The following is a 21,659-nucleotide window of genomic DNA, read 5'->3' on the forward strand; positions in this document are numbered from 1 at the left end:
GCGCCTTGGCTTTGCGCGGGGTATTCTTTCGCAAAGAGCGCAACGGCGTCACGCTCTTTGTCCGGCTGACGCCAAAGTCAGCCAAAGACGCGGTGGAGGGTGTCGAAGCGACGGATGATGGCAGGGCACATCTGAAAGCGCGTGTGCGGGCAGTGCCGGAAGACGGAAAGGCCAATGCGGCGCTGGAGAAGCTGCTGGCGCAATGGCTTGGCGTTGCAGCGCGGGATGTTTCCATTGGCGCAGGCGCCACATCACGGCTGAAGCAGGTGAAGATTTCGGGCGATCCTGAGGCGCTCGCATCGAAGCTTGCGCGGCTGGGATCGCCCGACGAATAATCAGGCCTTCTTGGCGTTGTGACGCTCGATGGCTTCAGTGATCAGCTTGCGGGCTGCATCTTCATCGCCCCAGTCGCCGATCTTCACCCACTTGCCGGGTTCCAGATCCTTGTAGTGTTCGAAGAAATGCTGGATCTGCTTCAAGGTGATGTCGGGCAGGTCCGTGTAGTTATGGACCTTCTCGTAACGCAGTGTCAGGTGCGGCGACGGCACAGCGATGATCTTTTCATCCTGGCCCTTGTTGTCTTCCATCACCAGCACGCCGATGGGGCGTACATTGATCACGCTGGTGGGCATCAAGGCACGGGTGTTGCAGATCAGCACGTCGATCGGATCACCATCGTCCGACAGGGTGTGCGGCACGAAACCGTAATTGCCTGGATAGGTCATCGGGGTATGCAGGAACCGGTCGACAAACAGGGCGCCGGAATCCTTGTCGAGTTCGTATTTGATCGGCTGGCCGCCGACTGGAACCTCGATGATTACGTTGACATCTTCAGGAGGATTATTGCCGACCGAAATGGCATCAATGCGCATATTTTCAGAGTCCTTGTTGGTTTGGGAGTGCTGTAAAGATTTTTATGGCCTGGCGCAAGAATTGCATCGCATATCTACGTCCCGAAAATGCGGGAACAGGCTGAATTGACCGGAAGAAGCGCCGGCAAGGCCATGCAATGGCAGGCAAAACGACACATATTGCGTTTCAAAATGATGGGACAACCCATCACCGCGCAGGTGGAAAAAAGCATGTCAGGCAGTCAGTTCCAGACAAAGGCGATTTTCTTCAACGTCTTGCCTTCGAAACATTCAACGCCTTCGGCCACATCCCTGCCGCCTGCGCTGGCATAGAAGCTGACCGCAAGATCATTGTCTTCAAGCGCCCAGACAACCATGCCCTTCAGCCCCTGATCGATGAGGCTGCGGCGGGCAGCGCCCAGAAGCCGCGTTCCCAGGCCCAGTCCCTGATACTCGGGGCGGATGTAAAGTTCATAGACTTCGCCCTTCTGCGGCAGCTGCCGCGCCCGGTTGGGGCCGAGCGTGGCATAGCCGGCGACAACGCCGCCAATGTCGGCGACGAGAATTTGGGTGGAGCGGCGGATGGCTCTTGCCCACCAGTCCGCGCCGCGGCGATGCAGCATGGTATTGAGCGAACGGTGCGGAATAATACCCGTATAGGCACCTTGCCAGGCAGCCAGATGCACGGCGGAAATTGCGCCCGCATCGGCCAGTTCAGCGCGTCTGATCTCGGTCACATGGGTGTTCATGGTTTCTTAACCATAGACCCGGTCACCGGGACTTCGCAACTGGCTTTCAAAACGATTTTTCGTGTCGTGCACCAAAAAGAAAAAGCGGCGAAAATCGCCGCTTTTTCCGATTGTTAAGCCGTCACATCGTCGCCTTATGCGGCGCCGGCGGTCTTGTTGCTCTTTTCAAAACGCTTGCGTTCGTTTGGATCGAGGTACAGCTTGCGCAGACGGATCGACTTCGGCGTGACTTCCACCAGTTCGTCATCCTGAATCCACGACAGGGCGCGTTCCAGCGTCATGCGGATCGGCGGTGTCAGCTTGACGGCTTCATCCTTGCCGGCCGCCCGGATGTTGGTCAGCTTCTTGCCCTTGAGCACGTTCACTTCCAGATCGTTGTCGCGCGAGTGGATGCCGATGATCATGCCGGCATAGACCTTGACGCCGGCTTCAATGACCATCGGGCCGCGATCTTCCAGGTTCCACATGGCGAAGGCAACAGACTCGCCCTGGTCGTTGGAGATCAGAACGCCGTTGTTACGGCCGGAGATTTCACCCTTGAAGGGCTCGTAGGCGCGGAACAGACGGTTCATGATCGCCGTGCCGCGTGTATCGGTCAGAAGTTCCGACTGATAGCCGATGAGACCGCGGGTCGGCGCGTAGAAAACCATGCGCACGCGATTGCCGCCGGATGGCCGCAGCTCGACCATTTCGGCCTTGCGCTCGGACATCTTCTGCACAACCGTGCCGGAATATTCCTCGTCGACGTCGATCAGCACTTCCTCGATGGGCTCGAGCATGTTGCCGTTCTCGTCCTTCTGCATGACAACGCGCGGACGCGAGACGCCAAGCTCAAAACCTTCGCGGCGCATATTCTCGATGAGAACGGCGAGCTGCAATTCGCCGCGGCCCGAGACGAAGAACGAATCCTTGTCGCCGGATTCCTCGACCTTCAGCGCAACATTGCCTTCGGCTTCCTTGAGGAGGCGGTCGCGGATGACGCGGCTGGTGACCTTGTCGCCTTCGGTGCCGGCCAGCGGAGAATCGTTGACGATGAAGGACATGGTCACAGTCGGCGGATCGATCGGCTGCGCATGCAGAGGTTCGGTGACTTCCGTGGCGCAGAACGTGTCGGCAACCGTGCCCTTCTGCAGGCCGGCAATGGCAACGATGTCGCCCGCATGGGCTTCATCGATCGGCTGGCGCTCAAGACCGCGGAATGCGAGGATCTTGGAGATACGGCCGGTTTCGAGCTGGGTGCCGTCCCCATGCAGAACCTTGACCTGCTGGTTCGACTTGACCGTGCCGGAATGGATGCGGCCGGTGATGATACGGCCAAGGAAAGGATCGGCTTCGAGAATCGTGCCGATCATCTTGAACGGGCCTTCGCCAACGGTCGGCGCCGGTACATGTTCAAGAACCATATCGAAGAGGGCGGACAGACCCTGATCCTGCGGCCCTTCGGGGTTGCGTGCCATCCAGCCATTACGGCCAGAACCGTAGAGGATCGGGAAGTCGAGCTGTTCGTCGGTGGCATCCAGGGCGGCAAAGAGATCAAAAACCTCGTTGACGACTTCCTCGTAACGCGCATCCGGACGGTCGATCTTGTTGATCGCAACGATCGGGCGCAGGCCAACCTTGAGGGCCTTGCCGACCACGAACTTGGTCTGGGGCATTGGGCCTTCGGCCGCGTCAACGAGAACGATCGCGCCGTCGACCATGCTGAGGATACGCTCGACTTCGCCGCCGAAATCGGCGTGGCCGGGTGTATCGACGATGTTGATGCGCGCATCCTTCCAGACAACCGAAGTGGCCTTGGCGAGAATGGTGATCCCGCGTTCCTTTTCGATGTCGTTCGAATCCATCATGCGTTCGGCAACGCGCTGGTTGTCACGGAAATTGCCGGACTGTTTCAGAAGTTCGTCGACAAGCGTGGTTTTGCCATGGTCAACGTGTGCGATGATCGCGATGTTGCGCAGTTTCATGAGTTTCTCTTTTGGAGGATTGAGGACGCACACATGCTGGCGCCGCTTTGCATTTGCGCGCTCCTTACATGTTTTTTCGCAAATGCGAAAGGGGGGATGCGCGTTTGGCTGGCCGTTGCCTGCATTACAGCTATGCGGATGTAACGGTTCTCGGGCGGTCCCGCGCGCGGCAAATTCGGGGAATTGCCGCGCGTCCGGTCAAAGAAGGGTGCCGGAAAGAAAGACCAGCGCTATCGAGAAATAGATGACCAGCCCGGTCACATCGACCAGCGTGGCCACAAAGGGCGCGGAGGCACTGGCAGGATCGAAACCAATCTTCTGCAGGATGAAGGGCAGCATGGAGCCGACAAGCGAACCGAAGGTCACGATGCCGATCAGGGCGGCGCCGACGGTCGCTGCAATCAGCATCCAGTGCGGACCGTAGTTGTAAAGACCGGCCATCTGCCATGTGGTGATGCGGATAATACCGATCATGCCGAGGAAAGATCCAAGCGCCAGGCCGGTCGGCAGCTCGCGCAGCGCCACCCGCCACCAGTCTTTCAAGCGCAGTTCCTGCAATGCCAGGGCCCGGATCAGCAGGGATGTGGCCTGGGAGCCGGAATTGCCGCCCGAACTCATGATCAAAGGGATGAACAGGGTGAGAACCACGGCCTTTTCCAGTTCGCCCTCGAAATACTGCATGGCACTGGCCGTCAGCATTTCGCTGAGAAACAGCACGCCGAGCCAGCCGGCGCGCTTGCGCAGCATCTGGACGAAACCGATCTGCATGTAGGGCTTGTTGAGCGCCTCCATGCCACCGAATTTCAGGGTATCTTCGGTCATTTCCTGGGTCATGGCGTCGATCACATCATCGACGGTTACGATGCCGATGATGTGATTGTCGTCATTCACCACGGGAACGGCGAGCAGATCGTGCTTGCGGAACAGACGGGCCACGTCTTCCTGATCGGTGAGCGGGCCAACCGTGACCGGTGCCACGTCGCGGCCGACGCTCATGATGGAATCATTCGGTTCGCTGGTGATCAGGCGGCGCAAGGCGACGGCGCGCAGCAGCCCCTTGGTCCTTGGATCGGTCACATAGATCGCATAGATGGTTTCGCGCGACCGCTCGACCTCGCGAATGTGCTGAAGCGTTGCGGCAACACTCCAATTGGCGGGAACGCTGACGAATTCCGTGGTCATCAGGCTGCCGGCCGTATGCGGCGGGTAATGCAGCAGCTTGCGCAGCGCAGCCTTGGTTTCCTGGCCGAGGCTGGCGGCCAGGCGAATGCGGGTCTCATCATCGAACTGCTGGAAAATATCCGTCACGCGGTCGGCGGACATGGCGTCGAGTAATTCCCGCGCAATGACGGGGGGAAGTTCGGCGATGATCTCGGCGGACGAATGCAGTTCCGGCTGATCCAGAATCAGAACCGCGTGGTCCCGCGGCATTTCCGCCAGAATGCCGACGGCATCCTCGACATCGAGCTCATTGAGCAGTTCGACAGCATCAGCAGCCTGCATGGACGCAAGCTGTTCAGCCACATTGGATGCCGTTGCCAAATCAGCATTGGCCGCATCCTGGTTCAAGCGAAGGTCGTTCATTTTAGCTCGCCTTTCCGTCGATCCGCCGTCATGGCTGATCGGGGCGAGCTGATCTCTTGGAATCAGGCCACGATCGCCGATGACGGCGCAAACAATCGACTGTAACTGTCGTCGCTGGGCATAAGAGATAGACTCCGGTTTGGTGATACGCGGTTGAAAATATATCAGCTGCGTGCTGCCATTTGGTCCCCTCTACAGGGAAAGTCAACCCCCTGGAAATTATGCCGCAGGGCGCTGAATTGCTGCTGTTTCGGAGGGCTTGCCTGACGGTGCGTCTGACGCTTCACACCTTCACTTTTGCGTTGTGCGGATCATAGAGCGGTTCCAGATGGATTGCAGCGGGAAAGCGCTCATTGGCGACGACAAGCTCATAGGTCCCCCCGGTCAGAAAGTCATCCGTGACGCCATCGGCATGGCGCACATAGCCGAAGCCAATGGGCTTGCCGACGGTGTAGCCAAAGCCGCCGCTGGTCAGATACCCCACCGTCTCGCCATTGCGCAGGATTGTCTCGCGCCCGAGAAGAACCACGTCGTCCCTGGCAACCGTAAACCCGGCAAAGCGCTTCTTGAGCGGTGCGGCCTGAATGGTCTCGCTCGCCTTCCGGCCGAGAAATTCCGTGTCCTTGCGCAGTTTGACGGCCCAGCCCAGCCCAGCCTCGAAAGGCGAGTCATTGGGCGTGATGTCGGCACCCCAGGCGCGATAACCCTTTTCCAGCCGCAGGGATTCCAGTGCCCGGTATCCGACCGGCTTGATGCCGAAATCGGCACCGGCCTGCATCAGGGCATCGAAGACGGCGCCGGTCGCGGCAATCGGGATGTGCAGTTCCCAGCCAAGTTCGCCGACATAGGTGACACGCAGGGCGCGAACCGTTGCCCCGGCAATGATGATTTCCCTGACATGACCAAAGGGAAAGGCGCTGTTGCCGACATCGGTATCCGTGACACGGGCAAGAACATCCCGCGCTTTCGGCCCCATGAGGGAAAGTGTGCCGAAATGCTCGGTGATATCGGCCAGACGCGCATCCAGCCCTTCACCGATGTGCTCCCTGATCCAGGCAAAATCATGGGTGCGAAAGCCGGTGCCGGTGACGATGTAGAACTTGTCTTCGGCAAGCCGCGCCACCGTGAGATCACACTCAATGCCGCCGCGCGTGTTGAGAAGTTGTGTATAGGTCAGGCGGCCGGCGGGCTTGGCGATATCGTTTGCGCAGATGTAATCGAGCGCGGTTTGTGCGTCCTTGCCGGTCAGTTCATATTTGGCAAAGGACGACTGGTCGAAAATGCCGACCTTTTCACGCACCAGCGCATGTTCTTTGCCGACCTCATTAAACCAGTTCTGCCGGCCCATGGAATAGACGTCGGCGGGCTCTGTTCCCGCAGGGGCAAACCAGTTGGGCCGCTCCCATCCGAGCTTTGAACCGAAGACCGCGCCATGCTCCTGCAGGCGCTTGTAGAGCGGCGAGACGATGGCTGGACGCCCGGATGCATATTCCTCGTGCGGGAAGCCGATGGTGTAATGCTTGCCATAGGCCTCCAGCGTGCGGTCGCGGACCCATTCGCGGTCGCGATGCAGATTGGAGAAACGCCGGATGTCGACGGTCCACAGATCGAGCGGCGCTTCGCCATCGACAACCCACTGGGCCAATACCCAACCGGCACCGCCGCCCGAGGCGATGCCGAAGGCGTTGAAGCCTGCGCCGACAAACATGTTGGAGCATTCCGGAGCACGGCCAAGGATGAAATTGCCGTCCGGAGTGAAACTTTCCGGCCCATTGATCATCTGTTTGACCCCAACGGTTTCGAGCGCCGGAATGCGTTCGATGGCCTGCAGCATGTGCTGCTCGAAGTGATCGAAATCGTCGTCGAACAGGCGAAACTGCCAGTCTTCCGGCACGTCGCCGGTCACCCAGCCCTGCGGATTGGGTTCATAACCGCCCATGACCAGCCCGCCAACCTCCTCCTTGAAATAGGTGCGCCGGTCCGGATCGCGGATTGTCGGCGCATTGGAGGACAGGCCATCGATCTTTTCCGTGATGATGTATTGGTGCTTGACGGGCTGCAAAGGCACATTGATCCCCGCCATCGCCCCGACCTGCCGTGCCCATTGCCCGGCACAATTGACCACCTTTTCACAGGCGATATCACCCTGATCCGTCTTGACCTTGACGATGCGTTCGCCGTCCATCTCGAAGCCGGTCACGCGGATGTTTTCGATGAGTTTGGCGCCGTTCATGCGGGCGCCGCGCGCCAGCGACTGGGTGATGTCGGAGGGGCTTGCCTGCCCGTCTGTCGGCAGCCAGCTTGCGCCCACCAGATCGTCAACCCGCATCAGCGGCCACATGGCCTTGACCTCCGCCGGTGAAAGCAGGTGCATCTCCATGCCGAAGCTGCCAGCGGTCGTCGCCAGCCGCCGGAACTCGGTCCACCGGTCCGGATTGGTGGCAAGGCGCAGGCAGCCCGTCATTTTCCAACCCGTTGCCAGACCGGTCTCCGCGTCGAGGCGCTTATAGAGATCGACGGAATATTTCAGGACGCGCGTGATCGATGCGGAGGAGCGCAGCTGACCGACCAGGCCCGCCGCGTGCCAGGTGGAGCCGGACGTGAGTTGCCCCTGTTCGAGCAGAACGACATCGGCCTTGTGATCTTTGGCGAGATGATAGGCGGTGGAGCAGCCGATGATGCCGCCGCCGATGACGACGATCTGGGCGTGACTGGGCAGGGTCATGATTTGTTTCCATAGGTGGTTCGAAACCGGTCGAGCGCCTGATCCAGCCGCTCCAGATTTTCGTGGGTATAGGCGACGTAGTCGACACCGGGTGCGTTGAGATACAATTCCGATACCATCGCCCACATCGCCTCGCGCAGCAGCGAGGCACATTGCATGGCGGCATGGGCGCGCTTCAGCCCGTAATCCGGCGCAGTCCCGAAATAGGTGGTGAGAAGCGTGTCCGATTCATCGTCGCTCAGGCCGGCATTGGAGGCGATGCCGGCGAGATCGAACATGGCCGTGGAAAATCCGGCATATTCGAAGTCGATCAGCCAGAGACGGTTGCCATCATCAAGAATATTGGCGGGCAAAAGGTCATTGTGACTGAAGATGATCGGCAAGGGCTTTTGCGCGGCTTCCATCTCCGCGGCCAAGGCGAGGTAGCGGTCCAGATGGCTGGCCATGCGGCTTGCGCCGTTTTTGAGCGTGCGGGCGTAATCGCGGATCACATGGAACACCCAGAACATGAAGCCGGGGCCGGTGATATGCTCAGGCATTGCCGTATGAAACCGCCGGATCAGCTCTGCAACTCCGGCGATGTTGCTGCGCACGTCCTGGGCCTCATAGGTTTTCGCGCCGAGAAACGCCGATACCATGATGCCGTCATCCGCGTGGAACAGTTCCGGCGCGAAACCGGCGCGATGGGCGGCCTTTGCCGTCATCGCTTCGCGGTCGCGGAAGACATGGTGGAAAGGATAATCCTTGCCGAAGCGCACCACATATTTGCGGGCGCCATCCTCGACGACATAACTCTCGTTGCTGATCCCACCCTTGAGCGCCGATATCCGGATGTTGCCCTGCCAAAGCGGCAAGGCAGCAATTCGAGCTTCACTGGTCTGGGTCTGCGGCATGGGGCAATCCAGAAAACAAGGGCCCGGATTGGGCGCTCACTGCAGCAAATCTCATCCGCATGTCGGGCGTTGTCAATCCAGATTTGTGAGATTTTGTGGTTTTTATGACTGTTTTATAAAATTTATGTGGTATTAATATTGGAATGTACACGAGTTTGCGGGATTAAAGAGGTGTTTGATGAGTTCCAAACGGCGTGGCGAGATTGCCAGGGTGTTGCAGGATGAGGGCACGATCTCGATTTCGGATCTCGCGCAAAGACTGGGTGTCTCGCTCGAAACAATCCGGCGCGACGTGAAGCCCCTGACGGACGAAGGCGTGATCGTGCGCACCCACGGCGCCGTGGGCTTGCCGCAGCATCTGGGGGAAGCACCGTTCGAGCGGCGCATGCGGGAGAACGCCAGTGCCAAACGGGCAATTGCCCGGCATGTGGCGGGCACCATCCGCAGCGGAGACTCGATCATGCTCGATACGGGAACGACCACCAGCTTTCTGGCGCGTGAGCTTCTGCACTGCCGCAATCTGACCGTCGTGACCAATTCATCCGACATTGCCCGGACGCTGGCGACGGTCAACGGCAATAAGGTGTTCATGGCGGGCGGCGAATTGCGCAGCGACAATGGCGCGGCGTTCGGCGCGTTTGCCATCGACTTTGTCAGCCGGTTCAATGTTGCGCATGCGATCATCTCCATCGGCGCAATCGACGCTGCGCATGGGTTGATGGACTACAATCTGGAAGAGGCCGAGTTCGCACGCATGGTCCTGTCGCGCGGCGGACGTTCGGTTGTGGTGACCGACGCCTCCAAGTTTGGCCGGCATGGTCTTGTGCAGGTCTGCGATTTCACCGGTTTCGACGAGCTGGTGACGGAAGCAACCCCGCCCGCCGATATTCTGCAGGCGCTTGGCCGGGCCGGAGCCAGGATCAGTATTGCCGGCGAAGACACCAGGCAAGAATCGGGTGGCGATCAGGCCGCAGGCGGATAGAATCCCCCGGGTGAGTCGGGAGAGCATCGTGACCAAGACCCTGCACTACAGGCATATACAGACACCCATCGGCCCCATGATCGCCATGGCGAATGATGAGGGGTTATCGCTGCTGGAATTCGCCGACCGGCCCGCTCTGCCCGCGGAACTCAATGAGCTGGAGCAGCGCTACCGCTATACGATCACACCGGGCGGGCATCGCTATCTCGATCAGATCGACAGGGAAATGACGGCCTATTTCAACGGCGTGCGCACACGGTTCGAGACGCCGCTGTTTCTGCCGGCGACGCCGTTTCAGCGCACCATCTGGTCAATGCTTCTCGCCATTCCCTACGGCGAAACGCGCACCTATGGCGGCATGGCGCAGGCGCTTGGCAAGCCGAATTCGAGCCGGGCCGTCGGGGGAGCGAACGGGCAGAACCGCATTGCCATTGTGGTTCCCTGCCACCGGATCATTGGCGCGGACGGATCACTGACCGGCTATGGCGGCGGCCAGCCGCGCAAACGTTTCCTGCTCGATCTGGAACATCGGGTTGCGGCGCAGACATCGGAGCAGCCGGTGTTTCACCCGATCACGGCGCAGGGCAGTTTTCTCTAAACCAGAATTCCGGTTGCAAAGCGCGGTTCGTGCAGGAGCCGGTCGAGCAGGACGAGTGCCTGTTCAAGCCTTTCCCTGTTTGGCGCGGCGCCCAGCGACAGCCGTACCGCCTCGGGATGGCTGGGGGCTGCGCTGAAAGCCGAAGCGGGGACGATGCCAATGCCCGAACGGCGGGCGAGAGCGGAGAATTCCGCCGCGCTCCACTGAACCGGCACGTCGAGCCACAGGTGATGCCCGGCGGGATGGGCGGCAAAATGCCAGTTTTTCAGAACCTTTCGAGCTATAGCCTGCCGGGCGCTGCTTTCCTCGCGAATGGCTGCGGCGATCCGGTAAAGGCTGCCGTCATTGATCCAGGCGGTGGCAATGGCCATCAGAAGCGGCGAAGCGGTGGGATTGCTGGCGCGCAGGCTGGATGCGAGTTTCAGCACGTCCAGCGCGGAAGGGCAGACCACGTAGGCGACACGCAACGCCGGTGTGACGCATTTCGATAGCGTGGCGATATGCCAGGTGATGTCGGGCGCTATCGAAGCGATGGCCGGCAGCGGCGCATCGAGAAGTTCCGCATAGGGGTCATCCTCGATGATCATCACGTCATTGCGCTGGGCGATGCTGACGATTATCTGCCGGCGTGAGGGCGGCATTGTCACCGTTGTCGGATTGTCGATGGAGGGGCAGAGGTAGATGGCTTTCGGCTTCAGGGCTCTGCAGCAGCTTTCGAACACGTCGGGAATGATGCCATTCCTGTCCATGGCCAATGGGTGCAGGGGAATATCAAGCGCCGCACAGACGGATTTCAGGCCGGGATAGGTCAGGGTTCCCGCGCAGATGGAGCCGCGCCCGGCCAGAAGGCTGCAAATGGCGAAGAGCGCACTTTGGGCGCCTCCCGCCACCAAAAGCCGGTCGGCCGATGGGGCTTCGCCAAAACGCGGTGCCAGCCATTTGGTCCCGGCGGCCCGCGCCGCTTCCGTCCCCGTGCTTTCCTGGTAACTGAGAAAATGGCTTGAAGCGCCATTGAGCACATGGCTGACGCCGTGGATCAGGTGACTGTGGAGATCGGCTTCCGGGGGCTGCGGAGGAATGATCATGGTCAGGTCCAGATCGGTCAGAAGGGACGCCATGCCCTGGACCGACTGTGCCGGTGCACCCTTAATGATCGTGCCTGAACCAACCTTCGCCTCAATAAGGTCGAGACGGTGCGCTTCGGTCATCGCCCGCGTGACGGTCGTCAGGTCGATTCCAAGCTGCTTTGCCATCGCGCGCTGCGGCGGCAGCGCATCGCCGGGTTTGAGAAGGCCCGACCCGATGTCCGCGACCAGCGCATCGACAATCCCCTGATGCTTGTAGCGGGAACTGGCTGCGATACGGGGGGTCCAGGTGGTCATGACGGGCTCTTTGTATGGATTTAAGCCATACAATTACCCGCGATCCGCCCTTGAGGCAAGGACAAATCTCCCGTGTGACAAAGCGCCATGCTTGCATAAATACATACAATCCATATATTAAATCAGAATAGTATGCTAATTGTATGTTTATATCTGTATAATGCCATACAATAGAGCTTTGTTAGAAAGGCATCAGCCATGTCACAGACAGGCCACCACCACGCGACCGACAATCCGATGAAGACTGGTATTCTCGGACGCTGTCCGCAATGTCAGCAAGGACGGCTGTTCCACGGATTTCTGAAGCTTGCGCCCTCCTGCGAGGTCTGCGGGCTCGACTATGCCTTTGCCGATCCGGCCGACGGTCCGGCGTTCTTTGCAATGACCATCGTGGCCGTTCCGGCCATGCTGTTCGCGCTCTGGCTGCAAACGACCTACGAAGTTTCCATCTGGGTGCATCTGTTCACCACGCTGCCCCTGACGCTGTTCGGGAGCCTTATCCTCCTGCGGCCGCTAAAAGGCTGGCTGGTATGCTCGCAGTTTTTCCACAAGGCGGAAGAGGGTCGTCTGGTGCGCAAGGGCGAGCAATGAACGGCCCGAACACCAGGCTTGGGCCGTTCCGATTGATCAGGTATTGGCGCCGCCGTCGATCGTCAGCGATGTGCCATTGATGAACCGGCCTTCTTCGCCGGCAAGAAAAGCCACCAGTCCGGCAATGTCCCTGGCTTCGCCGAAGCGCGGAATGGCCATGCGGGCGCGCTGGCCTTCGGCATGATCGCCATCGGCAGGATTCATGTCCGTATCCGTCGAGCCGGGGTGGACGATATTGGCGGTAATTTCCCTGGGCCCAAGATCGCGTGCAAGCGCCTTGGTCAGGCCGATCAAGGCAGCCTTGCTGGTTGAATAGGCAATCAGGCCGGGGAAGGGAACGATTTCCGCCAGGTTGCTGCCGATGCTGATGATGCGCCCGCCAGCGGGCATGAGCGCTGCGGCTGCCTTTGCCGCGACGAAACTGGCGCGGACGTGGATCGACATCACCCGGTCGAATTCCTGCAGTTCCAGCGCGTCGACAGTGTCCATGGTGTAGACCCCGGCGCTGTTCACAAGAATGTCCAGCCGCCCAAGCCTGGCGTGGGCTTCATTGACTGCGTTTGCCACAGCTGCCGCATCTGTATTGTCTGCCTTGATGGCGATTGCCCGGCGTCCAAGCTTCTCGATGGCCTTGACCGTCGTGTCCGCCTTGGCTGCAGCGCTGGTATAGGTGATGGCGATATCGGCACCGTCTCCGGCCAGTTTGAGGGCAATGGCTGCGCCGATACCGCGGCTTCCGCCGGTGATGAAGGCGACTTTGTGAGAGAGACGAGACATCGATTTTCCTTTATGTAATGATTGATACATAAATAACTGCCACTCTTGCGCCGAAGCGTCAAGCGATTTATGTATTGATTGTTACAAAAGGAGATTGCCATGTTGCCGAAGGGCAGACCCCGCGCATTTGACCGTGATGCCGCGCTAGAGCGCGCGATGCGTGTGTTCTGGCAGAAAGGGTATGACAGCGCTTCCATGTCCGATCTGACCGAGGCCATGCAGATCAACGCGCCAAGCCTTTATGCGGCTTTCGGCAGCAAGGCTGGCCTGTTCAGGGCGGCGGTGGAATTGTACACCGGTCAGGTCGGGCAGCGCATCAAGAACGCTTTGCCGATGGCGGCGACCGCAAAAGAGGGGGTTGCGAATTTTCTCAAGCAAACCGCAATTTCCCACACGCATCCCGGCCAGCCGCATGGATGCATGGTTGTGCTGGGCGCGCTGCATGGCGAGGAGGGGGCGGATACACCCTGTTCCCTCTTGCGCGAGCGACGGCTCGATAATGTTACGCTGTTGCGCGAACGGCTGGAACGCGGCGTGCGCGAAGGCGAGCTTTCCGCGAAGGCTGATCTCCAGCAGATCGCCGAATTCTATGCAACCGTGCAGCACGGCATGTCGATCACTGCCCGCGACGGAGCGACGCTGGATCAGCTGATGAAAACCGCACATGCGGCCATGGCCGCATGGGAGGGGTTGACGGTAACCCCGGGATAGAATGATCGAAGACCGGCCTTCGTCAGGGTTTAGACGGGCGCGGATGCGGGATTGTGATGCCCTTCGTGTTCTCCTCGTCCCAATTCTACGCCGGGGCGTTCGACAAACAAATGAACGGCCAGGGCGAAAAGTACCAAGCTGACAAGAACACCGAGGATGGCAATCCAAAAGTTGAGGTCAGACGCCATCGCAAAATCGCGGAAGGGCTGAATGGCAAACAGCGCATACAGAACCAGCCCCTGCATCATGTAGACCGCATAACTGATTTCGCCGAGCCTGATGCAAGGCTTTGCAATGAGGAATCCGAATAAATCCGCGCCGCTGATCAGAAAATAAAATGCGAGGCCGAGAAGCAACGCTACCTCCGGCCGGTAAGCGCTGCCGTAAAGCAATATAATGGCAATCAGGCATCCGGTGCACAGGACGGATAAGACAAACTTTGGCAACTTGAGCAGATAACCGGAGACCTCAAGCGAAGCGCTGACCATTCCACAGGCAAAGAAAACGTAAAAGACCAGGGTTGAACTGCCGCTCATGAGAACGAGAACCAGTGCCGTCAACAATGTCACGATCGCAAAAGGCAGGTGGGTGTTCGCCTGTCTGGCGAAGATGGCTAGAGCAGGCAAAGCAAAATAGAACTGCCATTCATATTGCAGCGTCCAAGTAACGCCTGCCAAAATTGTTGCTGAACTTGGCTCATTGTTCATCCCGGTGAACGGAAAGATTCCGATGGCCATGTTTTGGATGATCTGAAGAAGGTATTGCGACAGCGGTATCTTCAGGACACCGCCGGACTTCCAGAAGATAATTGCGACAGCGAGAGAAACTGCTAGGCAATAAACGGGCGCAAGTCTGAAAAATCTGCCCTTCATCAGCTCGGCAAAGTCCAGACGTCCCTTTGAGCGGACAATTTTCGCCCAGAATAAATAGCCGGTTATCATGAAAAAACATGCAACACTGACCTGTCCGATAAGCGTGTAGAATCGTGAGGGGGGAACCTGCCATATACCCGACCGGACGAACTGATAGTAAATTACGGAATGGTGGATCGCCACTCCCAGCGCGAGAAATCCGCGGACACCGTCAATGGCATTCACACGAACCGCCGTTGATTTGAAGCCGGCCCGATCAAAGCCCGGAAGATATGTCAAAAGCATCAGTAGGGCGAGGCACACGAATGTCGGCCAAATCGAATATACGGTCATGAATGTACCCGCGTAGTACTTGATCCAAGCACCCTGTGGTGGCTGGTTGTGATGCGTGAGAGATGATTGCCGTCAAACGGCACAGAGGTGGGTAAATGATGTATCGGGCGTTCGCTGTTTTTTAAAGTCGTGTTCTTTCGTTGCAAGAGCAAAAACAAAAACGGGTGGCTGCGAGCCACCCGTTTTGCTGTCTTAGCGATGCAGTAAAGCTTATTCGCTGGCAGCAGCTTCTTCAGCCGGTGCTTCGGCAGCGGCCTTGGCGGCTTCTTCAGCTGCCTTTGCAGCTTCAGCTTCAGCGGCAATCTTTGCCTTTGCGTCTTCTTCGGCCTGCTTGGCCATGGCAACGCGTTCCTGAGCCTTCTTGCCCGGAAGACCCTTTTCAGGGTTGCTGCGCGTGTCGCGCTTGGCAATGCCGGCCTGATCGAGGAAGCGCAGAACGCGGTCGGTTGGCTGCGCGCCGTGGCCGATCCAATGCTGGATGCGGTCAGCGTCAAGCTTGACGCGGTCGCCGTCCTTGGGAAGCATCGGGTTCCATGCGCCAACGGTTTCAATGAAACGGCCATCGCGCGGTGCACGAACGTCAGCAATGACGATGTGGTAGTAAGGGCGCTTCTTGGAGCCGGCGCGTGCCAGGCGGATTTTCAGTGACATAGGGTATTCTCCTGTTGGTTAGGTCGCGGCGTTTTCCTTGGCCGCAGTTGTTTCGTGATGTCTGATCACTTCCTTGACGATGAAGTTGAGAAACTTCTCGGCAAAATCCGGGTCGAGGTCGGCCGACTGGGCGAGGGCGCGCAGACGTTCGACCTGTTGTTTTTCGCGCGCGGGATCAGCAGCTGCGAGGCCATTTTTGGCTTTCAGCACACCCACGGCTTTGGTGCAGCGGAAACGTTCCGCCAGCATGTGAATCAGCGCCGCATCGATATTGTCGATGGAGGCACGCAGTTCGAGCAATTCTTTTGGCAGAGAGGAAGACGTCATGATTATCCCTTCTTCTTCGGCAGGCCGGGAAGCCCGCCACCAAGGCCGGGCAAACGCGGGAGGCCGCCGCCCAAACCACCACCGAAGCCGCCCGGAAGACCGGGAAGACCGCCACTCTTGCCGAAGCCTGCGGCTTCCGCCTGCTTCTGCAAGGCCTCAAGCTGTTTCGGGTCCATCTTAGAGAGGTCAGGCATGCCGCCCATGCCACCCAATCCGCCGAGACCCATCTTGGCGCCAAGGCCGCCCATCATCTGTTTCATGATGCCGCCTTTGCCCTTGCCGCCCATTGCCTTCATCATGTCCGCCATCTGGCGGTGCATTTTGAGCAGCTTGTTGATGTCGGCTGCGTTGGTGCCGGAGCCCTTGGCAATACGCTGCTTGCGCGAATGTTTGAGCAAATCCGGATTGGTGCGCTCGGCTGCGGTCATCGAGGAAATGATCGCGAGCTGGCGCTTGAAGATGGAATCGTCAAGACCGGCTGCTGCCATCTGATCCTTCATCTTGCCCATGCCGGGCATCATTCCCATGATGCCGCCCATGCCGCCAAGCTTCTGCATCTGGCCGATCTGGTCCGCCAGATCGTTGAGATCGAACTTGCCGGACTGCATCTTCTTGGCCATCGCCGCGGCTTTTTCCGCATCGATGTTTTCGGCTGCCTTCTCAACGAGCGAAACAATGTCGCCCATGCCGAGAATACGGTCAGCGATACGGCGAGGATAGAATTCCTCCAGCGCATCCATCTTTTCGCCGGTGGCGATCAGCTTGATCGGCTTGCCGGTGACAGCGCGCATCGAAAGCGCAGCACCGCCGCGGCCGTCACCGTCCATACGGGTCAGGACGAGACCGGTGATGCCGACGCGTTCGTCGAAGGATCGGGCTAGATTGACGGCGTCCTGACCGGTCAGGGCATCGGCGACGAGCAGGATTTCGTGCGGATTGGCCTTTTTCCTGATGTCGGCCATTTCGACCATCAGCGGCTCGTCAATATGCGTGCGGCCGGCGGTGTCGAGAATGACGACGTCGTGGCCGCCGAGCTTGGCGGCCTGCACGGCGCGCGCGGCGATCTCAACCGGCGTCTGGCCGGCGATGATCGGCAGCGTGTCGACGCCGGTCTGTACGCCAAGCTGGCGCAACTGTTCCTGGGCAGCCGGACGGCGGGTGTCGAGTGACGCCAGCAGCACCTTCTTCTTCGACCGTTCGGTCAGGCGTTTGCCGATCTTGCCGGTGGTGGTGGTCTTACCGGAGCCCTGCAGACCGACCATCATGATGACGACGGGTGCCGGGGCATTGAGATCAATCGTCACGCCTTCGGCGCCAAGCATGTCGACGAGTTCGTCATGGACGATCTTGACGACCATCTGGCCCGGCTTGATGCTTTTCAGGACTTCGGCGCCAACCGCCTTGGCGCGAACCTTGTCCGTGAACGAGCGGACAACATCGAGGGCAACGTCAGCTTCGATCAATGCCCGGCGCACTTCGCGCAAAGCCGCCGCGACGTCGGCATCCGACAACGCGCCACGGCCGGTCAGGCCATTCAAAATCGAACCTAGTCGTTCCTGTAAGCTCTCAAACATCCGTTTTCCTTTATCCTTCCGGGAACCGTTTCCCCGAGAGGTAAGCATCCTCCGCGCCAAAGCCCATAGTCAAAATGCGGCTCAAAGCAAAATTGCACCCGAGGGCGCATCGCGCTGTCGGGTGTTGACCTCCGGGATCGTCGAACCCTTGCGGGGTCCCGGTCGGCTGCTCGGAGTTTGGAACTCGTCGCGGATTGATGGGCGGCTTAAACAGGAAATGCGGCTCAAAGTCAAGACAAGGGCATCAAGCGTGCTTTTTCAATCCTGCGGCTTCACGCAAGGCCTCGTCGATGCGGCTCTGCCAGCCGGGGCCGCCGGAACGGAAATAATCGAGCACATCGGGGCTGAGACGGATGGAAACCGGGGTCTTGGTGATATCCGCGACCGGCCTGCCCGGCTTACGCTTGCTCAATTCGGTAATCAGCACCGTATCCGGATCCTCCAGTGCAGCCTTGGTCAGCACGGCATCTTCTTCGGGGGTGATGCTGTCCAAAGCCGCTTGAATGCGAGCTCTGTGCGCGGCGCGTTGTTTCTCAGTCATATTCGCTTGCATATCTTTTGATCTCAGTCGTTGTCGATCTGCGCAAGAAGATAACTCTAATCTGGTCACCGCGTTCGGTGTAAATAAGTGTGAAAAGCGTATGCCCGATAAAGCCTATCGCCACGATCCGCTCTTCTGCTTAGTTTTCCCGATCGTCCAAGCGTTCCAAAGCCGTGCTGAACTGAAAACATTTCGCACATTCGAAATCCACGCCATGCTTGCGCAAATTGCTTCTGGCCTTTTCGTCATCCCAATCGAATTTACGCATGAAAACCGCGGCCATTTTACAATGAAAATCGAACAGTGCTGCTTATCAATACGTCTAATACGAGCAGCCGAATCAGGTTGTATGCAGCAATTCTAGGTTGTGAAGAGTCCGAGGTTCATGGACTTGCTCCCGGCCCTCAAAATGCCTTCGAGTGGCGTCAAAAGCCCGAAACCGGGCCAAAATAAACGGAATTGGCGCGGTTTCGCCAGATATCGCGGGATTCTGCCAGATGACAGCGGATCAGAAAAATGGCAGATAGGTTCAAAGAAGATTCAACTTTTAAGGAGATATCCATGGCATTTGTTGCCAAAGCCAGGTTTTTTGCAGGGGTCGCTGCAGCGGTTTTTCTGACTGCGGGTGCAGCACAGGCTGCCGCCCAGTGCGGCAACAACTCCGCCGGGTTTCCGGCATGGGTTCAGCAGTTCAAGCAGGAAGCCCAGTCGCAAGGGATCGGCAGCAAAGGCCTCAATGCGCTCAATAACGTGACCTATTCCACGAAGACGATTGCGCTCGATCGCAATCAGAAGAGCTTCAAGTACTCGCTCGACAAATTCCTGCAGGTCCGCGGCGGCCAGACCATCGTGTCGCGCGGCAAGAAGCAGAAGGCGCAGAATGCGGCGCTCTTTGCCAGCATCGAAAAGCGCTATGGCGTACCGGCCGGCCCGATCATTGCCATCTGGGGCATGGAAACGGGCTTTGGCGCCTATATGGGTGACCAGCACACGCTGTCCGCCGTATCGACGCTCGCCTATGACTGCCGCCGCAGTGATTATTTCCGCCAGCAGCTTTACGCGGCCTTGAAGCTCATCGATCACGGCGATCTGGCGCCCGACGCGCGCGGCGCGTTGCATGGCGAAATCGGCCAGACCCAATTCATGCCCGCCAATGTGCTGAAATATGGTGTTGATGGCGATGGCAGCGGTCACATTGACATGGTGCGCTCCAAGGCCGATGCCCTGGCATCCACCGCAAATTTCCTGGTCGGCCACGGCTGGCAGCGGGGCGCCGGCTATCAGCAGGGCGAGCCGAATTTTGCGGCAATCCAGGGCTGGAATGCCGCTAGCGTTTACCAGCAGGCGATCGCCATCATGGGTGCGCAGATCGACGGCAAATAAAGCCTTCCGTCCGCTCCATCAAATTCAAAAGGCCGGTGTGTTCGCACCGGCCTTTTGTTTAGAAGCCTTCACAGGTCTCGCCGATGGCGCCTTGTGCACTGGCGCTGATCTTGCCGTCGCGGAAGCTGAATATCTCACGGGAATAGGTGGTGTTTTCGGGGAATGCGTAGCAGACGAGCATGGTCATCCGGCCGTTTTCGGTTCCTTCAAGCCGGTGCTTTACGGTGGTGTTTTTTACGGCGTTCTCCCATTCGGCGAGCGACGCGAGGAATTCGCTCTTGTTCAGTTCGACTTCCTGATCTTCCAGCACAATGGTTGCATCATCCGTCAGAAGATTGGCGAACTCGGCCCGGTCAGCCGTCATCAATGCCTTGTACCAGCGCTCAACGAGTGTTTCAGGTGTATCTTCGGCAAGCGAAGGCACCACGAGGCTGAGAAGCAGCGTGATTGCGATCAACAGTCTTTGCATCGGTTACTGCCCCGGCTGCAGGTCGACCAGTTCAGGGTCGGGACGCAGGAAATCCCCGGTTTCAGGGTTCATCACCCAGAGCTCGCCCGTCGAGATATCGAACCAGGCGCCATGCAATGTGAGGCGTCCCTTCTTCTCCAGAATATCGACACAGGGAAAGCTGCGCAGGTTCCGCAGGGAATAACGGATGGAGATGCGCTCCAGCGCCGTCTGGCGCTCGAACGGGGTCATCAGCTCATTTGCGGCGACCGCTTCGGCGGCGGGCGCCACGAGGCTCATCCATTTGCCGATGAAGTCACCGGGGGAAAGCGGCTTGCTCTCCGTATCGAGCGCTGCCTTGATGCCGCCGCAACGCCCATGCCCCAGAACGACGATGTTCTTCACCTTGAGGCTCTGCACGGCAAATTCAAGCGCGGCCGATGTCGCATGGTACTCGCCATCAGGTTCATAGGGCGGCACCAGATTGGCGACATTGCGGATGACGAAAATCTCGCCGGGACTGGTATCGAAAATGATTTCAGGGGCGGCGCGCGAGTCGCAACAGGCGATCACCAGCGTTTCGGGGGTCTGGCCCTGTTCGGCCAGCTGGCGGTAGCGCATGGTTTCATTGGCATAACGCTGTGCCATGAAGGTGCGATAACCGGTGAGCAGTTTCTCAGGAAGCATGGTCATGATGGTGCATTAATCCCGATTGAAGGGAAGATCAATTGGTCTTGCGCCGGTGGACGCATCGCCACAATGCGAGACCCCAGAATAGGGCGGTTTCGCGGCGTGTCACCGAAATTGCGAACAGCGCACCGTGTCGAAACGGCGCAGGTCAGGCCCGGATGCCTTTGCTCGGGTGCGTGAGGCGGCGCATCTGGATCATTGCCATTGGACTGGACAGGCTGGAAGCATCCGCCTCGAGCATCAACTCATCGGCGCCGCGCTTGGCGGAGCGAGCCATGATTTCAAAGACTGACGCGGTGGTCCGCTGCAAAATCTGTTCATGATCAAGGCCGGCCAGCATGCGTGCCAGGAAGAGTGCCGACGTCAGGTCGCCAAGCCCGTTCGTCGGCCCGGTGACAAGGCGATGCTCCGCCAGCATGGCGAAGGAGTGGGTGACCAGGAGATTTCCGGTACCGCCCGCCAGCATCGGATGGGCCGAGGTGACCAGCATCGTGCCGGGACCGGCATGAAGAGCGGCCTGCATGATCGCCTTGTTATCGGGAAGATCGGCGCCGGCAAGCCAGGCGAGTTCGAAACGGTTGGGTGTGGAGATATCGGCCAGCGGCATGAGTTCATCGCGAATGCCGATGGCCGTCGCTTCGGGGACATATAGTCCTTTGGTGTCGCCAATGACGGGATCGCAGAGGTAAAGCACATCCTTGTTCTGGCTTTTGACCTTCCTGACCAGGCGGGCAACGGATGCCGCCTGCGCGGCATTGCCGAGATATCCGGTCATGATGGCGCGCACTTCGCCCAGCCACGGCGCACGTTCCAGATCGGCGATCAGGTCGTCGAACTGCTGCGGTTCCGGCACGATGCGCTTGGCCGCCCCATGCCCGGGATGCCATGGCAGGATGACTGTCGGCACTGCCCAGACCGGGTGCCCGAGGGTCTCAAGCGCAAACACCGCTGCACGGTTGCCAACGGAACCGCGCACCACGTGGCTTGAAATGACAATGACAGCATTGGAGGAGGGGGCAACAGAACCGGTCAT

General features: G+C 59.0%; 23 protein-coding genes. 7 read left to right on the forward strand and 16 right to left on the reverse strand.

Features of this window, described 5'->3' with window-relative positions:
- Positions 1-11 precede the first annotated feature (11 nt).
- Positions 12-335 carry a DUF167 family protein gene (locus C5750_RS12700; RefSeq protein WP_105734619.1) on the forward strand — a complete coding sequence of 108 codons (324 nt, stop codon included), beginning with the start codon at positions 12-14 and terminating at the stop codon, positions 333-335.
- On the opposite strand, the gene ppa is transcribed toward C5750_RS12700, so the two are convergent.
- The 6 genes from ppa to C5750_RS12730 all read right to left on the reverse strand — a co-directional run bounded on the left by ppa (position 336) and on the right by C5750_RS12730 (position 8,766).
- On the reverse strand, positions 336-872 hold the full coding sequence (gene ppa / locus C5750_RS12705; RefSeq protein WP_105734254.1) for an inorganic diphosphatase: 537 nt from the start codon (positions 870-872) through the stop codon (positions 336-338).
- 221 nt (positions 873-1,093) lie between these two features.
- Positions 1,094-1,600 (reverse strand): GNAT family N-acetyltransferase, encoded by a 507-nt coding sequence (locus C5750_RS12710; RefSeq protein ID WP_105734255.1) that lies wholly within the window; start codon positions 1,598-1,600, stop codon positions 1,094-1,096.
- 134 nt (positions 1,601-1,734) lie between these two features.
- Positions 1,735-3,564: a translational GTPase TypA gene (gene typA / locus C5750_RS12715; protein ID WP_105734256.1), complete on the reverse strand. Its 1,830-nt coding sequence runs from the start codon at positions 3,562-3,564 to the stop codon at positions 1,735-1,737.
- A gap of 198 nt (positions 3,565-3,762) precedes the next feature.
- Complete coding sequence (gene mgtE / locus C5750_RS12720) at positions 3,763-5,148, reverse strand: magnesium transporter (protein ID WP_105734257.1); 1,386 nt, start codon at positions 5,146-5,148, stop codon at positions 3,763-3,765.
- A gap of 283 nt (positions 5,149-5,431) precedes the next feature.
- Positions 5,432-7,873 (reverse strand): GcvT family protein, encoded by a 2,442-nt coding sequence (locus tag C5750_RS12725; RefSeq protein WP_105734258.1) that lies wholly within the window; start codon positions 7,871-7,873, stop codon positions 5,432-5,434.
- Complete coding sequence (locus C5750_RS12730) at positions 7,870-8,766, reverse strand: choline/ethanolamine kinase family protein (RefSeq protein WP_105734259.1); 897 nt, start codon at positions 8,764-8,766, stop codon at positions 7,870-7,872. The genes C5750_RS12725 and C5750_RS12730 overlap by 4 nt, the downstream gene beginning before the upstream one ends.
- Before the next feature lie 175 nt (positions 8,767-8,941).
- On the opposite strand from C5750_RS12730, the gene C5750_RS12735 reads away from it, so the two are divergent.
- Both C5750_RS12735 and C5750_RS12740 read left to right on the forward strand, forming a co-directional pair.
- Positions 8,942-9,748, forward strand: coding sequence for a DeoR/GlpR family DNA-binding transcription regulator (locus C5750_RS12735; RefSeq protein ID WP_105734260.1), 807 nt, complete (start codon positions 8,942-8,944; stop codon positions 9,746-9,748).
- Between the two features lie 28 nt (positions 9,749-9,776).
- Complete coding sequence (locus C5750_RS12740) at positions 9,777-10,346, forward strand: methylated-DNA--[protein]-cysteine S-methyltransferase (RefSeq protein ID WP_199537992.1); 570 nt, start codon at positions 9,777-9,779, stop codon at positions 10,344-10,346.
- On the opposite strand, the gene C5750_RS12745 is transcribed toward C5750_RS12740, so the two are convergent.
- A complete protein-coding gene (locus tag C5750_RS12745) occupies positions 10,343-11,728 on the reverse strand; it encodes an aminotransferase-like domain-containing protein (RefSeq protein ID WP_105734261.1) in 1,386 nt (461 codons plus the stop codon). The genes C5750_RS12740 and C5750_RS12745 overlap by 4 nt on opposite strands.
- Before the next feature lie 198 nt (positions 11,729-11,926).
- On the opposite strand from C5750_RS12745, the gene C5750_RS12750 reads away from it, so the two are divergent.
- Positions 11,927-12,319, forward strand: a complete 393-nt coding sequence (locus C5750_RS12750) for a DUF983 domain-containing protein (RefSeq protein ID WP_105734262.1) — start codon at positions 11,927-11,929, stop codon at positions 12,317-12,319.
- Positions 12,320-12,355: 36 nt separating this feature from the next.
- On the opposite strand, the gene C5750_RS12755 is transcribed toward C5750_RS12750, so the two are convergent.
- On the reverse strand, positions 12,356-13,096 hold the full coding sequence (locus tag C5750_RS12755) for an SDR family oxidoreductase (RefSeq protein WP_105734263.1): 741 nt from the start codon (positions 13,094-13,096) through the stop codon (positions 12,356-12,358).
- 99 nt (positions 13,097-13,195) lie between these two features.
- Between C5750_RS12755 and C5750_RS12760 the strand changes: the two genes are divergently transcribed.
- Complete coding sequence (locus C5750_RS12760) at positions 13,196-13,807, forward strand: TetR/AcrR family transcriptional regulator (protein WP_105734264.1); 612 nt, start codon at positions 13,196-13,198, stop codon at positions 13,805-13,807.
- A 29-nt stretch (positions 13,808-13,836) separates the two neighbouring features.
- Here C5750_RS12760 and C5750_RS12765 read toward each other — a convergent pair whose 3' ends face one another.
- The 5 genes from C5750_RS12765 to C5750_RS12785 form a co-directional block, all read right to left on the reverse strand.
- Positions 13,837-15,012: an acyltransferase family protein gene (locus tag C5750_RS12765; RefSeq protein WP_105734265.1), complete on the reverse strand. Its 1,176-nt coding sequence runs from the start codon at positions 15,010-15,012 to the stop codon at positions 13,837-13,839.
- 210 nt (positions 15,013-15,222) lie between these two features.
- Positions 15,223-15,663: a 30S ribosomal protein S16 gene (gene rpsP / locus C5750_RS12770; RefSeq protein ID WP_105734266.1), complete on the reverse strand. Its 441-nt coding sequence runs from the start codon at positions 15,661-15,663 to the stop codon at positions 15,223-15,225.
- A gap of 18 nt (positions 15,664-15,681) precedes the next feature.
- Positions 15,682-15,990 carry a chorismate mutase gene (locus C5750_RS12775; protein ID WP_105734267.1) on the reverse strand — a complete coding sequence of 103 codons (309 nt, stop codon included), beginning with the start codon at positions 15,988-15,990 and terminating at the stop codon, positions 15,682-15,684.
- 2 nt (positions 15,991-15,992) lie between these two features.
- Positions 15,993-17,564: a signal recognition particle protein gene (ffh, locus tag C5750_RS12780; RefSeq protein WP_105734268.1), complete on the reverse strand. Its 1,572-nt coding sequence runs from the start codon at positions 17,562-17,564 to the stop codon at positions 15,993-15,995.
- A 244-nt stretch (positions 17,565-17,808) separates the two neighbouring features.
- Positions 17,809-18,117: a BrnA antitoxin family protein gene (locus tag C5750_RS12785; RefSeq protein ID WP_162800133.1), complete on the reverse strand. Its 309-nt coding sequence runs from the start codon at positions 18,115-18,117 to the stop codon at positions 17,809-17,811.
- Positions 18,118-18,205: 88 nt separating this feature from the next.
- Between C5750_RS12785 and C5750_RS26825 the strand changes: the two genes are divergently transcribed.
- Entirely contained in the window at positions 18,206-18,469 is a 264-nt protein-coding gene (locus tag C5750_RS26825) for a hypothetical protein (RefSeq protein ID WP_245421092.1), read from the forward strand.
- A 197-nt stretch (positions 18,470-18,666) separates the two neighbouring features.
- Entirely contained in the window at positions 18,667-19,488 is an 822-nt protein-coding gene (locus C5750_RS12800) for a lytic murein transglycosylase (protein WP_105734271.1), read from the forward strand.
- A 58-nt stretch (positions 19,489-19,546) separates the two neighbouring features.
- On the opposite strand, the gene C5750_RS12805 is transcribed toward C5750_RS12800, so the two are convergent.
- From C5750_RS12805 to pdxY, 3 genes are all read right to left on the reverse strand, one after another.
- On the reverse strand, positions 19,547-19,957 hold the full coding sequence (locus tag C5750_RS12805) for a DUF4440 domain-containing protein (protein ID WP_130502081.1): 411 nt from the start codon (positions 19,955-19,957) through the stop codon (positions 19,547-19,549).
- A gap of 3 nt (positions 19,958-19,960) precedes the next feature.
- Complete coding sequence (locus C5750_RS12810) at positions 19,961-20,629, reverse strand: carbonic anhydrase (RefSeq protein WP_105734273.1); 669 nt, start codon at positions 20,627-20,629, stop codon at positions 19,961-19,963.
- A 145-nt stretch (positions 20,630-20,774) separates the two neighbouring features.
- Positions 20,775-21,659, reverse strand: a complete 885-nt coding sequence (pdxY, locus tag C5750_RS12815) for a pyridoxal kinase PdxY (protein WP_105734274.1) — start codon at positions 21,657-21,659, stop codon at positions 20,775-20,777.

Source organism: Phyllobacterium myrsinacearum (assembly GCF_002980555.1).
Classification (GTDB): Bacteria; Pseudomonadota; Alphaproteobacteria; order Rhizobiales; family Rhizobiaceae; genus Phyllobacterium; species Phyllobacterium myrsinacearum.